Origin of the sequence: Limosilactobacillus mucosae DSM 13345 (assembly GCF_001436025.1) — a bacterium.
Taxonomy (GTDB): domain Bacteria; phylum Bacillota; class Bacilli; order Lactobacillales; family Lactobacillaceae; genus Limosilactobacillus; species Limosilactobacillus mucosae.
Window position 1 is genome coordinate 64,261 of the sequence record NZ_AZEQ01000009.1, and the last position, 13,851, is coordinate 78,111.

A 13,851-nucleotide genomic window follows, 5' to 3' on the forward strand; every position below is an offset into this window, starting at 1 on the left:
CTCATCCCTCCTAATCCATTTCTCTGCGCTTTATTTTAGCATGATCATCTGGTTTCTTTATTAATTTTTTGTTATTTAAAGTCAATATTGATCGAGTGCTCAACGAAAATCAGCTTATTTTTTTGCTATCGTCGCCTGTTGACCATCCCTAGCAGCTGCCTCATTTAAAACTAAAAAGCTGGTTGGAAGATCAAGTGATTTTCCAACCAGCCTTAACTTTTGGATCAGTGATTATTCAGGTTTATTTAAGCGCCAGGTACCGCCAAAAAGATCGGAAGCCAACTCATTGGCACTGAGATTGCCGTTGTTTTCCTCAAATCCGCGGAATGGCCGCAGTGCTTGAATTGCACCGTCCTGATATTTGCGTGCTTGGTGCAGCGCATAGTCAACCAAGGAATTGTTTTTGATTTTTTCGACCAGCTGCCCGCTTGGCGTCGTTTCGGGATGGTTGACCCGGTATTCCAGATCATCCAGGATTTCTTGATACTCGGGTCCGGCCTGAATCTGATTGACGAACAGCTGCAGGTGACGAATCAAAGCCTTGGCAGTTGGTGCATACTCGCACGGCGCGGTCGGATCCTCCAAGGCCACGTGCTCATTCATCTCATCGGCACGGGCAATCACGCGACCAGCCTCGCTCTCCTTTAATGATGGGCTCATGATGAAGTAGCCGGCCAGCAGGCGAATAAAGCGCAAAGTTCCCGTTCGAATCCCCACGGAACTGGTCGGATCCAGATCCAGCATGCGCAGTTCGATGTAGTCAACGCCTTCTTTGACCATCTTGTTTAAATCGCTGTTGCCCTTAAAGCGAACCTGTCCATGAAATTCGGCCGATGACTGCAGCTTGCCAGCCTTAACCGCGTTCATGACCTTCTTAGCATAGTTTTCAACCGAAGAGTAGTCGCCGGGGAATTTATTCTCAAAACCATACTTTTGGCTTTGACGAATGCTGCGGACAGGGCGTTTTAACGGCTGCTCGCCATTTTCAAAAAAGTTGGCCTCAGCAATCGGACTAGCGCCAAATAAATAAGTCAAAAACCAGCGATAGCGCATAAATCCTTGAACGATGATCTGGTAAAGATAGTTCTGAGCAGCGACCTTGTTTTCAAAACGCTGCGGCAGCTGTTGATAGACCAGCTCCACCAAATCATCATTGATACTCATGTTGATATGCGCGCCAGATGGAGCCCCTTCTGAAATGCTGTGGTACTTGAGCCATTCTTTAAAGTAGGCTTCTTTTTCGGGACCAGCATGTGCGATTTGAATCTTGGATCGATCCTTAGGCAAAATCGGCGGCATCGATAATGGCCAGAGCAGCTCGCCTGGTGCCAGCGCGGTTCTTAAAACGGTATTGATGCTGTACAGATAATGCATTGCATCAGTAGCATTGTCAGCCGGTGGCGTTACGATCTCTGACATGGTTTCCAAAAAATCATTGGTGATCCATGGATTGACCTTTTCATCGCCAATCGTGTCGGGATATGGCTCTTGACTCAGATGACCGGTTTCATCCACCCGCTGCATCTCGATCTCCAGCCCCATCTTAAAGTCGGATGCCTCTAAAACGGCCTCATTGTCAAATATAATCTGTCCAATCTTGCTAAACATTGGCTCGCCTCCCAGTGTTTATTAACTAAATTTGGTCTATTATAACGAAAATCTTATCTTTTTCAATCGTCTTAACGATTTTCTTTAATTCTTTTAATAATAGTAGCTTGGAATTGAAATCAAGCGCCTGCTCGGATGTCAATTCAATAATTGTCGCTGAATAACCAGAGACTTTATAATTTAAAGCCACGCATATAAGAATTAAAGTCCGTTTTGTGTCGAGAGCACCAGCGAAAACGATCTCAGACTATTAAAAACAAAATTATAAAAAATTAATTGACATCTGTTTGAGATTAAAATATCATGATAAAAATCAAACAAAGGAAGATTGTAAACATGAAATTTATGAGTCAATCATGGCAAAGTTGGCATCGGTTAAAGTAGACTTACATTTCAAAGGTGTAGGTTTGCTTCGTTTTACACTGTAAACAAAGAAGACCTATGCTGGTACAATCTTCAACAAAAGAGCGACCGCATAGCCAATCAGGCCAATGCGGTTTTTTATTTTCAAGTATCTGCTGGGTTTTCATCCTAAACCAATGAGATGGAGATCAAAGCAAGTCAAGCGCGCACAGGGAGTCTGGAAAACTGAAAGCCAGATCGAAGCTGCTTGTTAAGGGGCCATCGCAGGTTCAGCGATTGTCCGCCTGTGCGAAAAATACGGTCAAGACTGTGTTCAGCCGGTTGCCGATTATGTACGGTCAATGAAAGATGCCATTCGCGACCTTTAATGGGCATCTTCCATTGATATTGATTATTTTTACTCGTTTAATATTATGTAAAATATAGAAATTAAAATAAAAGCCAGGTAGTTTCTAAGTTGAAGCTCCTGACTTTTTATGATGTTATTTTTTAATCAAATGATGCTCAACCAGATATTCATGGGCAACTTGACTGGCTTTTCGATGCTGAACCGTTACTTGATAGTTCATCTCCTGCATGTCTTTTTCAGTAATCTTACTAGCCAGCTTGTTCAGACTTTTAACAACCTGGGGATGCTTTTTGGCAAACGAGGCCTTCATTAATGGTGCTCCTTGGTAAGGCGGAAAGAAATGCTGATCATCTTTAAGTACCTTGAGATGATACTGGCGCACTTGCGGATCCGTTGTATAGCCATCGACCAGATTAACGCGGCCAGCAGCAATTGCCTGATAGCGCAGCGCGGGCTCCATCGTCTTTACCTGATTGAAGTTTAAGCTGTATGCTGATTTGAGGCCCAGATAGCCGTCTTTTTGATTGGCAAAGTCCGGATCAAAGCCGGCCGTGATCTGATCATTGATTTTAGCCAGATCGCTGAGCCTGGTAAGCTGATGTTCCTTGGCAAAATCAGCAGTGACGGCCAGGTCGTAGCCATTTTGATACTTCATCGGCTTCAGATACGTCAGATCATACTCCTGCTTCAACAGACGCCGTGCCCGCTGGTAGGTCTTAACCGGATCATGCGGCGTCGATCGTTGGTCATGAACCAGCGACTGTAAAACGGTTCCGGTAAACTCAGGATAGATATCGATCTGATCGTTGCGCAGCGCACGGAATAAAAAGCTGGTCCCGCCAAAGTTAGCTTTTAATTCGACCTTGGCATGCGGATCATCGTTTACAATCAAATCTTTGTACATATGAATTAAAATATCAGGTTCGCTTCCTAGCTTACCGGCAATCACGATTGGCTCCGATTTACTTTGAAAGCTGCTCCAGCCTCGCCAGCCACCAAATCCGACCAGAGCAAGCGTGGCGACGACGATTCCCTGTTTCAAATGTTTCTTAGAAGCACCGACATATTTTAGCAGTGCCGACATCAAAAGCGCCAACAATGCTGACAGTCCCGCCCCAATGATCAGATAGGCGTTGTTGTTTTGATTGATCCCCAGCATAATGTAGGTTCCCAGCCCACCGGCACCAATCAAAGCAGCAAGAGTAGCCGTTCCGATAATCATGACCAACGAGATGCGAATTCCAGATAAGATCACGGGCAGCGCCATGGGCAATTCCAGCCGCGTCAGCTTTTTCCAGCGCGAAAGGCCAAATGCCGTCGCGGCTTCTTCAAGATTTGGATCAACGCTGCGCAAGCCAGAATAGGTATTTTGATAGATCGGCATAATGCCGTAAACGACCAGGGCAATCAAAGCTGGGACGCTGCCGATCCCAACCAGCGGAATCAACAGTCCTAGCAGTGCCAAACTGGGAATCGTCTGCATCACTCCGGCCAGCTGCAAAACGATCTCGCCGGCATGTCGACTGTTTTTCAGCAACACTGCCAATGGAATCGCAATCAGCATGGCAATCACCAACGCCCAAAACGATAACGAAAGATGTTCCCACAGTGCCTGCTCAATCTGACTTTTTTGCGTTGCGATCGTATTAAGCAATTCAGTCATCTTATCGCTCCTCTCTTTGTCCTAAATAATGCAGCAGATCAGTTGTCTGAATTCTAAAACCCTGCCCCTGGTATTGAAAGCAAAGCCAGCCAGTCGTGTCAGGCGTAAGACTTGCCAGTTCAGCTACCGTAGTGACGACGGCAGATTGATCAGCAACTGGTGTTTTTTGCACTAGTTTGGACGATAAGAGCGCGGTCATGGTGCCCAATCTTGGCCGCGCCGTTGCAAAAAAGTCGGCCACAAATTGATTAGCTGGCCGTTCCAAAATCTCATTTGGCGTGCCAACCTGCTGCAGCTGGCCATCGTTGATCACGGCAATCCGATCGCCCAACCGCAGTGCCTCTTGCATGTCATGGGTAACAAAAACAACAGTTGTCTTTGACTGGCGATGCAGCTTTAACAACAAGTCTTGCTGTTGAGTACGTAAAACCGGATCCAGCGCGCTGAATGATTCATCCATTAAAATAAGCTGGGGCTGCGTGGCCATTGAACGAGCGATCGCCACACGCTGCTGCTGACCACCCGAAAGCTCATCGGGATGCCGATCGATAAAATCGCTGGCGGGCAGACCAACCTGATCAAGCAGCTCCATTGAACGCTTGCGCCGATCGTTTTTATTGACGCCCTGCTGCTCAAGCTGAATGGCAATGTTTTCGCCAACCGTTAGATTAGGGAACAGGCTGCTGTCTTGTAATACGTACCCCATATGCAGACGCAGCTCGCGCAAGTCATAGTCTTTGACGCGTTTTTCATTCAAATAGACATTGCCAGTAGTCGGCGCTATCAGCCGGTTGATCATTCTAAGCAGCGTGGTTTTGCCGCTGCCGCTAGGACCAACTAAGACGAACAGCTCACCATCGTTGATCGTTAAGTTAATGTTTTTCAAGATAACATTTTGGCCGTATTGCATGCCGATCGCTTCGTATTTAATCAATCTAATCACCATCTTTATTTGATGTAACCATTAAAGTTTCTTTTTGCATTCTACTCGATCTTTACTGCTTTGTAAATCGATATGCTTTGACTTTCGTTAAATAAACAATTCATTTCGAACATTCTACTGATAGTCGTTGCTTTTTAAATTTGAATCATTTATATTAGATATAACTAATAAAGTTACAACAGGAGATGATTATTTGAAGGTTTCCACTCGATTCAGCGACAGCATTCATATCTTGGCTTTCATCTGCATCTATCAAGGAAAAATCACGCTTTCCAGTAGCAATATCGCCAGTTCACTGGAAACGTCACCAGTGGTCGTCCGTCGTTTAATGACATCCCTCAAGGAAGCTGGGTTCATTAAGACCAAGCATGGCACCCCCGACCCCGAGCTGCTGGTGGATCCTCAAAAAATCACGCTTTTGGACGTCTACCTGGCAACTGAGGGACAGACGCCGCTTTTTACCATTGATCACAATACCAATCCGCAGTGCATCGTGGGCGGCAATATTCAATCAACGTTGGAAGACTATTATCATCATGCCGAAACAGCCGCCAAAGCCAAACTGCAGCAGATCACGCTGCAAGACGTTATTGATACGATTTTGGTTAAGCAGGCAGAAAAGGAGAAGCAATCATGAAATATACCATTACCGGAGCAACTGGACACCTAGGCCGCAAAGTCGTTGAACAATTGAGCCGTTTGGTTGACATCCAAGATATTCGCCTGGCTGTCCATACGCCTAGCAAGGCCCAAACTTTTTTGGATCAGGGCTATGAAGTCGTTAAAAGCGATTATTATGATGTTGAATCAATGACCAAAGCGTTTGCCGATACCGATGTCTTGATCTACATTCCAAGCATCACCTATGACGTTGCCAACCGCGTGCTGGAATTTGAAAACTCGCTAAAGGCAATGCAAAAGGCTGGCGTAAAAAATCTGGTTGATGTCAGTTTTATTGCCGACCAGCCCAATAATCCTTTCCAGATGGCAGGATATTATGCCTACCTGCTCGCTCGCCTCGCCGGTACCAAACTGAACTACGCGGTCGTCAAAAATTCGTTATATGCTGATCCGCTGGTGCCCTACCTGCCAGAACTAATTGAACGGCAAAATATCATCTACCCAGTCGGCGATCAGGCCATGAGTTTTATCACCCGCGATGACAGTGCCGAAGCAATTGCCAATGTTGCCGTCAAGCCTTACCTGCGTGATCAGCGGCAAATCTACCTGCTGACGCAAAAACAGAATTACAATATGGTTGAACTCAGCCGGATCATGACTGAGGCAACGGGCCAGGAGATTGGCTATGCCCCGGTTTCTTTGTCGGAGTTTGCCGACATCTATCGGGCTGAAGGCGATGGTGATGAATTGGCATCAATGTATCATGCTGCTGCAATGGGGTTGATGAATGCCGTCACTGATGATTTCCAACACATCACCGGTCATGAGCCAATGCCAATGGACCAGTTCTTGCAGCAAAACTACCAACGCTGATTGACAGCTTGATTTTTCCAATCATTCTACTGCGCGCATGCTGCAAACAGCACCAACCTATTCGATATATAAAAAACACTCAGTCAGTCAAAAAACTGCTGAGTGTTTTTAATCTAATTATAGTGCCTTTTCATAAGATTCCAGTTGTCAGTGGCTGGCCTTGAAACCAAACAGTGCCGCAGCAAACTTGCTACGGCGCTGTTTGGTACTATTCAGTTGGTAGTTTTTGGTACGCCACCCGTTTGATTACCTCAGCTTGCTTCGGATACTTAGCCAACAGCTGCTCTTGGGTAAACAATTCAAAGTCATGATAGTCAAAGCCCGGTGCTACGGCACAACTGACCAGCCCAAACGACGAATCGTCCAAGACCTCAGAACCAAAAATCGTTCCCGCTGGCACCCGAAACTGCAGCTGTTCACCATGTTCAATATCGCGGCCTAGGCGTACGTCTTCGTAAGTGCCATCTGGATAAAAGCAGTGTACGACAATTGATGAGCCATCATGGAAATACCATAATTCATCATGAAGCAGCCGGTGCAGATGCGATGGCGAGCCCCCGTCCAAAATAAAGTAAATTGAAGTGTACTCGTAACGGCTGGCCAGGGATGTTTCATCATAACGCGTCTTGGCACTATGATAAACTTGACGATACCAACCACCTTCTGGATGTGGCGTCAGGTTGAGCTTTTCAATATATTCGTCTTTAGTTGGCATGACATCAACCTCGCTTCTTTCTTTTATTGTAGCAAAGTTCGGTCATTTGCGCGGGCTGATCGTCAAAAAATTATCCTGCTTATTTTACTGGGGCCTTGAAAAGATCGTTCAGCGCCTCAGACATGGTAGGATGCGTAAAGATCATGTCGCGCAGCGTTTCATATGGTAGCCCCGCTTTCATCGCTAGAGCAATCAGATTGATCGTTTCATGGGATTCAGCAGCATAAAGCGTCGCGCCCAGAATCCGATGCGAATCGCGGTCAACGATTGCCTTGTAGACTCCCCGCTGATCCTCCAGCACGCGCGCCTTAGGGATGGCCTTGACCGGCAGTTTGAAGACCAGATAGTCCTTATTGTCAGCTTGGGCTTGTCGCTCGTTGATTCCTACGTTTGCCAATGGCGGCGTCAAAAACGATGCGGTCGGCACGACATTACGATCGGCAGTCGTCCGCTTACCTTCACCAAACAGCTGGTCTTTAACGATTCGAAAGTCATCAAGCGAAATGTAGGTAAACATTGGCCCACCATTGACGTCACCTAAAGCCCAGACGTTGGGGACCGTGGTTCGCAGATATTGATCAACTTGAATGGCATCGCGCTTGGTCAAGGCAATGTCGGTATTTTCTAGTCCCAGTCCATCGATGTTGGGACGTCGCCCAGCAGCTACCAGCACGGCATCAAACTCGGTCTGCCGTTTTTGACCAGCTTGTTGATAGGTTAATAAGACCTGCTGCCCGTTATCTGTCGCGCTGGTTAACTCAGCATTCAGCTCAATCTTGATGCCGAGATTGGCAAGGTTGTTCGTTACCTCTGCCGCGACATCTGCATCTTCCCGGCCCAAGAGCTGAGCATGATGATCAAGAATGGTTACCTCGCTGCCATATGAATTAAACATTTCGGCAAATTCCAGACCGATATAGCCACCGCCAATAATTGCCAAGCGTGCCGGCTTTTTGGCAAGTTCCATGGCTTCTTTGGAACTGACGATGCGCTCGCTGGGAGTCAGCCCCGGAACTTTTGGCCAGACCGGCGTGGCACCAGTATTGATAAAGACGCGCTCGGCAGCAACTTGTCGCGTAGTACCATCAGCCATAGCGACTTTTAGCTCATGGTTGCCGACAAAACTGGCCTGGCCATTCCATACCGTTGCCAACGGCTCATCCGCAACCATGTGATAGTTTTTGTTCCGCAGCTGCTTGGTCATCGTTCCTCGTTTGGCAACCGCGTCAGCAAACTCAAGATGACGCTGGCCATTGATAATCATATTTTTAGACGGCAAGCAGCCAACGTTGATGCAGGTCCCACCATACATCTGATTCGAGCGCTCAATCAGCAGCACTTCTTCATCATGCTGCGCCAAGAACTTAGCCAGCGTTTTACCAGCCTTGCCAAAGCCAATTACCACGTTTTTAAATTTTTCCATTGTCGATCATCCTTTCGCCAATTCAAAATAATTGATGTTTATACTTACTATAAATAAGTGAATATCAAAAAGCAATCAATCTGCTCAAAAATGACCAAAAAAAGATGCCGGACCAGACTCTTATTAAAGAGTGGCTCAGCACCATTTTAAGAGAACCAATCAATTGAGATTAAGCTGCTTTAACCAGGCATCCATCTGCGCGTCATTGTTTAAAACGGCTCCTGGCAAAACTTGAACGGCAGCATTATTTTCCTTAACGGTTCGTTCCAGATAGCTTTGCGCGCGATCAAAACCAGAACTGCCGGAAGTTGCGAAACCAGCCAGTTGCTTGCCATCAAGCGGTAGATGATCAATCAGGTCAGCAATCAGACGCGGTGGAATCCCCCACCAGATTGGAAAGCCAATCAAGACCGTATCATAACTGCTAATGTCAGGCAGGTCATCTTTAATCGCAACACGGCTGGCATGCTGATGCTGTTCAATTGACGTGCGTGATTGGGGATCATGCCAGTCCAGATCGGCTACTGAATATGGCTTTGCAGCGTGAATCTCAAATAAATCCGCCCCAAGCTTTTGTGCAACTTTTTCCGCGCGCTGCTTGGTTGTATTGGTAGCGGAAAAGTAAAATACTATCGCTTTAGCCAAAATAATCATTCCTTTTATTTTGCTTACTTTTAGTATATCCCTAAGTGTCCAGACTTTAAAATGTTTATTTGGTATGCTGGTATACGTTTTTTGTATGGCATCAGTAACCATCCATGTGCAGCGGTCTCAAAATAAAGCGTTGGCTTGTGCACAAATCGCTTAACTGCCAGCCGAATCCTGATTTTTTAACCATTAATCATCTAACCAACTTGATTAATCCTTCTTATCGGAAATGTGATTGAATTCACTATTAAGGCATTTTTTAATATTTGTTCAAAAATAATTCAAATATTCTCGCTATACTTTAGTCATAGTCGAAACAGCAATGACAAGGAGGTTTAATCTATGTACTCTAACTTATCTAAAGGTTTGATGGCTACTCCATTAGCTGCCGTTTTACCACAGACGGGTAATACCGTGAGCACGATTTTTGCCGCTGCCATTGGTATTTTGATGACGATCCTGGCCATAACGTTGATTGTGGTTGAGATCAAGAAGCGATCCTCTTAATCTTTAAAAAAGGAGGATCATCATGAAATTCAGCCCGGCATTGATCATTGCCATTACGGTATTTGCGCTCAGTATTTTGGCAGTCGGCCGCATCTTAATTGGCTTGATTGTATCAAATCTGCATCAGATCAACAGCCTTGATCGACAGCAGATCAGCCAAAAGCCAGCTGATCACCGTTTCTCTGTGATAATTCCCGCGTTTAACGAAGAAAAGTTTATTCGTCGGGGCGTTGAGTCAGTCTTAAAGCAGACTTACCCTAATTTTGAGGTGATCGCGGTTGATGATGGCTCCAGTGATAAGACAGGGATGATTTTGGATCGATTAGCCAGACAACATCCTCAGCTGCGTGTCATCCATCAACATAATCAAGGCAAGTCGGTTGCAATCAACCATGCCTTAAAAAAATTTGCGACTGGTGATCTGATCATGGTACTTGATGCCGACTCCTATTTAACACCAACCGCGCTGACAAATATGGCCTTGCGTTTTGATGATCCCAGACTATTGGGAGTCAGTGCGAACGTTCGCATTACGCGCCCCCATAATCTATTGGAATACGTCCAAAAAGTCGAATACCTGCTTGGTTATCGGCTAAAGGGATCTGAGGAGCTTTTGGGAATCGAGTATATCATTGGCGGTGTTGGCTCAACTTTTCGCAAGTCAGCCATGCTGGAAGTCGGTGGCTATGACACTGATTCGATCACTGAAGACATCGATTTTACGATGAAGATGATCGCTCATTTTGGCAACAGCAATCGGCAATTTGGCTATGCCGATGACGTTATCGCCTATACGCCGCCGGTCAGCCGTTTTTCTCAGCTGCTTAAACAGCGCTACCGATGGAAACAAGGTCGTTTTAAGGCTTTGTTCAAGCATCGTCGCGTAATTTTTAATCGTGATGCCAAGTACACTTTCTCACTCGCCTTTTGGAAACTGCCAAAAGTTTTCTTTGAAGAATTCTTAATGCTGATTGAACCACTGCTGCTGCTTTGGATTATCGGTATTATCCATCACTTTGCCGATTTCTCAACGATCTTCGCGATTTTGGGCCTCTACTATCTCTTTGCAATGGCAACATTCATACCAGAAGAGCTTAAATTCTGGGAACGGATCCGACTGATGATGGTCGCGCCACTAGCCTACCTGATTCTATACGTGATCAATATCGTTGACTGGATCTCACTGATGCGCTGCCTATTCAACATGAAGCGCATTGCCAACAATGAAGATAAAACAGCTAAATGGCAGCACGTTGATCGTTAAAAACGACTGACAAACCAATAAAAGCCTCAAGTTCTGGATTTAATCAGAGCTTGAGGCTTTTTTCACATTTAATTTTTTTGATGACGCTGAATTGCCTTAACGATTTCAACAATCAAAACCATCAAAAGGCCAGCTCCAATTACGATACCCCATTGAGCAAGATCCAATTCCGTAGTATGGAAAATCGGATTTAAAGTTGGAATGAAGATCGTACCGGCTAAAAGCAGCGTTGAACTTAGGATTGCCCAGTTAAAGTAGCGATTCTTAAATTCCCCCGTCTTAAAGATCGTTCCCTGTAATGACTTGCAGTTGCAGGCATGCAGCAGCTGAATCAGGCCTAGGGTAATGTAGGCCATGGTCAATGCATCAGCATGAATCAACTCGAATCCTTGATGAACTGGGTAGAGAATACCCAAAGCGTAAACGCCCAGCGTCAAGAGTCCTTCCAAGATGCCTTGGTAGATGATGTTGAAACCGACGCCATGAGCCAAGAAACTGCCTTGATTGCCCCGTGGCTGATGTTGCATAACATCGCCTTCAGCTGGCTCAACTCCCAGTGCAATCGCCGGAAAAGTGTCAGTAACCAGGTTGATCCACAAAATCTGGACCGGTGCCAAAATTGACCAGTTCATCATCGTCATGATCAAAAGCGTCAAGACTTCGCCAAGATTGGCGGAAAGCAGATATTGGATGGCTTTTTGAATATTGGCAAAAACCTTGCGCCCTTCCTTGACCGCAGCAATGATCGTAGCAAAATTGTCATCAGCTAATACAACATCAGCCGCGTTTTTAGAAACCTCTGTCCCAGTAATTCCCATGCCGACACCGATATCGGCTGTCTTCAGAGCTGGGGCGTCATTTACGCCATCACCAGTCATGGCAACGACTTTATCATGTGCCTGCCAAGCCCTGACAATCCGGACTTTATGTTCAGGGGCAACCCGTGCGTAAACCGAGTATTGGGCAACTTGATCCTTCAGCTCCTGATCACTAAGTTCATTCAGCTCTTGACCGGTAATCGCGCCAGCTTCATCACCAGGCTCAATGATTCCCAAACGTTCAGCAATTGCCCGCGCCGTTGTCTTATGATCACCGGTAATCATCAATGGCCGAATACCAGCTTCCTTAGCCTCTTGAATTGCGGCCTTGACTTCAGGACGCGGTGGATCGATCATCCCCGACAGCCCAATAAAGATCAGTGACTGCTCAACCAACGCTGGATCAGTACTTTGACATTCTTTTTCAGTTAATGGCCGGTATGCATAACCAAGTACCCGTAATGCCTGTTTAGCTAAATGATGGTTGGTTTTAAGAATCTGCTCACGATCATCATCGGTCAGTTCCCGCACCTGTTCACCATCCAAAATACGATCTGCCCGTGTCAGCAGTTCATCGACCGCCCCTTTCAGATACAAGGTTGGCAGCTTATCATTGACGGCAACCGACATCAGCTTACGTTCTGAATCAAATGGCCATGAATTAAGGCGTGGATAGCGCTGTCTAAACTCATCGATATCAAGCCCTTTATCAATATAAAATTGCCACAGCGCCGTTTCAGTCGGATCGCCCAATAATTCTTTTTGACTGCCTCGCTCAGCATCATTAGCCAGGATCATTGCCTTGGTCAATGGTGAGTCGGCATCAATCTTAAAATCAGGTGCAGCTGTAACTTGACCATTCAGCATCAGCTGTTCGATCGTCATCTGATTTTTAGTCAGCGTTCCCGTTTTATCAGACGCAATGATTTCAGTGGCTCCCAGCGTTTCAACAGCCTGCAGCTTACGAATCAGCGCGTGCCGTTTAGCCATGGCTTGGGTTCCTAAAGCCAGCGTAATCGTAACAATTGCTGGCAGCCCTTCCGGAATTGCGGCAACCGCCAGTGAGATGGCAGTAAGCAGCATATCCAGTGGTGTTTCGCGCTTGGTCAGCATTCCCAACGCGAAAATAATGACGGCGATTGCCAACACCAGAACACTGAGAATCTTACTGAGATGAGTAATATTGCGCTGCAGTGGCGTGACGGTCGGTTCGGCGCTGTTCAGCATCTGGGCAATCTTGCCAACCTCGGTATCCTTACCAGTAGCAACTACGACTGCCTCGGCCGTACCCGCCGTCATACTGGTATTCATAAAGCCCATATTATGCTGATCGCCTAAGGCAGCCGATTCAGCATCAATTACCGCTTCATCCTTAGTTACGGCAACAGATTCGCCAGTCAGCGCTGCTTCTTCGACTTTAACGTTTTGCGTCTTTAAGAAACGAACGTCAGCTGGAATAATGTCCCCGGCTTCCAAAAGAATTACGTCGCCAACGACCAGTTCCTTGCTGGAAAGCTGGGCAATTTGGCCATCTCGTCTGACGCGCGTGGTTGGCGTGCTCATTTTTTGCAGCGCATCAATAGCATTCTCGGCCTTAGTTTCTTGAAAGACACCAAATGCAGCATTTAAAACCACGACTAACAAAATAATAATCGTATCCGAAAGTTCACCAGCAAAAGCCGCTACAATTGCCGCTACAATTAAAATCAAAATCATCAGGTCTTTAAACTGAGCAATGATTCTTTGCCAAAGCGTGATCTTTTTTCCTTGAGGCAGCTCATTGGGACCATTTTTCTGCAGCCGCTCCATGGCCTCAGTTGTCAGTAGCCCTTGTGGCGTTGCGTGAAGTCGTTCTAAAACCTGCAAGGTGGTTTGACGATAAAATTGGTCTTTCATGGACGTTAAACCCCTCTCTGTATTTGATACTTCTTTTTTTACAACAACTATTACAACATAAGCATAACATTGATGCTGCAGAGATGATAGGGGTTACAGGCAGGATTCTGCTAAGATCATTCAACGACAAGTTATAAGATTAGTTGTCAAAGTCTGATCG

11 protein-coding genes are annotated in these 13,851 nt (G+C 46.0%); 4 read left to right on the forward strand and 7 right to left on the reverse strand.

The features are described from left to right. Positions 1-231: 231 nt before the first annotated feature. From FC47_RS05255 to FC47_RS05265, 3 genes are all read right to left on the reverse strand, one after another. Positions 232-1,608: a glutamate--cysteine ligase gene (locus tag FC47_RS05255; protein ID WP_033935516.1), complete on the reverse strand. Its 1,377-nt coding sequence runs from the start codon at positions 1,606-1,608 to the stop codon at positions 232-234. An 845-nt stretch (positions 1,609-2,453) separates the two neighbouring features. Further along, entirely contained in the window at positions 2,454-3,983 is a 1,530-nt protein-coding gene (locus tag FC47_RS05260) for an ABC transporter permease/substrate-binding protein (protein ID WP_045025344.1), read from the reverse strand. 1 nt (position 3,984) lies between these two features. Next, positions 3,985-4,917 carry an ATP-binding cassette domain-containing protein gene (locus tag FC47_RS05265; RefSeq protein WP_045025343.1) on the reverse strand — a complete coding sequence of 311 codons (933 nt, stop codon included), beginning with the start codon at positions 4,915-4,917 and terminating at the stop codon, positions 3,985-3,987. A gap of 202 nt (positions 4,918-5,119) precedes the next feature. Between FC47_RS05265 and FC47_RS05270 the strand changes: the two genes are divergently transcribed. Beyond that, positions 5,120-5,563, forward strand: coding sequence for an Rrf2 family transcriptional regulator (locus FC47_RS05270; protein WP_045025342.1), 444 nt, complete (start codon positions 5,120-5,122; stop codon positions 5,561-5,563). Continuing rightward, positions 5,560-6,420 (forward strand): SDR family oxidoreductase, encoded by an 861-nt coding sequence (locus FC47_RS10415; RefSeq protein ID WP_081036744.1) that lies wholly within the window; start codon positions 5,560-5,562, stop codon positions 6,418-6,420. The genes FC47_RS05270 and FC47_RS10415 overlap by 4 nt, the downstream gene beginning before the upstream one ends. 208 nt (positions 6,421-6,628) lie before the next feature. Here the strand turns inward: FC47_RS10415 and FC47_RS05280 are convergent, their stop codons facing one another. The 3 genes from FC47_RS05280 to FC47_RS05290 form a co-directional block, all read right to left on the reverse strand. After that, on the reverse strand, positions 6,629-7,135 hold the full coding sequence (locus FC47_RS05280; protein ID WP_045025340.1) for a cupin domain-containing protein: 507 nt from the start codon (positions 7,133-7,135) through the stop codon (positions 6,629-6,631). Between the two features lie 79 nt (positions 7,136-7,214). Then, the gene (locus FC47_RS05285; protein ID WP_056968285.1) at positions 7,215-8,558 is read right to left on the reverse strand and encodes an FAD-dependent oxidoreductase; all 1,344 of its coding nucleotides are present in this window, start codon (positions 8,556-8,558) and stop codon (positions 7,215-7,217) included. Between the two features lie 159 nt (positions 8,559-8,717). Beyond that, complete coding sequence (locus FC47_RS05290; RefSeq protein WP_056968287.1) at positions 8,718-9,203, reverse strand: flavodoxin; 486 nt, start codon at positions 9,201-9,203, stop codon at positions 8,718-8,720. A 345-nt stretch (positions 9,204-9,548) separates the two neighbouring features. Between FC47_RS05290 and FC47_RS10420 the strand changes: the two genes are divergently transcribed. Both FC47_RS10420 and FC47_RS05295 read left to right on the forward strand, forming a co-directional pair. After that, on the forward strand, positions 9,549-9,713 hold the full coding sequence (locus FC47_RS10420) for an LPXTG cell wall anchor domain-containing protein (RefSeq protein WP_080890476.1): 165 nt from the start codon (positions 9,549-9,551) through the stop codon (positions 9,711-9,713). A 22-nt stretch (positions 9,714-9,735) separates the two neighbouring features. Beyond that, entirely contained in the window at positions 9,736-10,977 is a 1,242-nt protein-coding gene (locus FC47_RS05295) for a glycosyltransferase family 2 protein (RefSeq protein WP_045025338.1), read from the forward strand. A gap of 68 nt (positions 10,978-11,045) precedes the next feature. Here FC47_RS05295 and FC47_RS05300 read toward each other — a convergent pair whose 3' ends face one another. Further along, the gene (locus tag FC47_RS05300; protein WP_056968289.1) at positions 11,046-13,691 is read right to left on the reverse strand and encodes a cation-translocating P-type ATPase; all 2,646 of its coding nucleotides are present in this window, start codon (positions 13,689-13,691) and stop codon (positions 11,046-11,048) included. Between the last annotated feature and the right edge of the window lie 160 nt (positions 13,692-13,851).

Coding starts and splice junctions, on each gene's coding strand:
- FC47_RS05295 (WP_045025338.1), top strand. CDS start 9,736: ATGAAATTCAGCCCGGCATTGATCATTGCCATTACGGTATTTGCGCTC.
- FC47_RS05255 (WP_033935516.1), bottom strand. CDS start 1,608: ATGTTTAGCAAGATTGGACAGATTATATTTGACAATGAGGCCGTTTTA.
- FC47_RS05285 (WP_056968285.1), bottom strand. CDS start 8,558: ATGGAAAAATTTAAAAACGTGGTAATTGGCTTTGGCAAGGCTGGTAAA.
- FC47_RS05280 (WP_045025340.1), bottom strand. CDS start 7,135: ATGCCAACTAAAGACGAATATATTGAAAAGCTCAACCTGACGCCACAT.
- FC47_RS10420 (WP_080890476.1), top strand. CDS start 9,549: ATGTACTCTAACTTATCTAAAGGTTTGATGGCTACTCCATTAGCTGCC.
- FC47_RS05260 (WP_045025344.1), bottom strand. CDS start 3,983: ATGACTGAATTGCTTAATACGATCGCAACGCAAAAAAGTCAGATTGAG.
- FC47_RS05300 (WP_056968289.1), bottom strand. CDS start 13,691: ATGAAAGACCAATTTTATCGTCAAACCACCTTGCAGGTTTTAGAACGA.
- FC47_RS10415 (WP_081036744.1), top strand. CDS start 5,560: ATGAAATATACCATTACCGGAGCAACTGGACACCTAGGCCGCAAAGTC.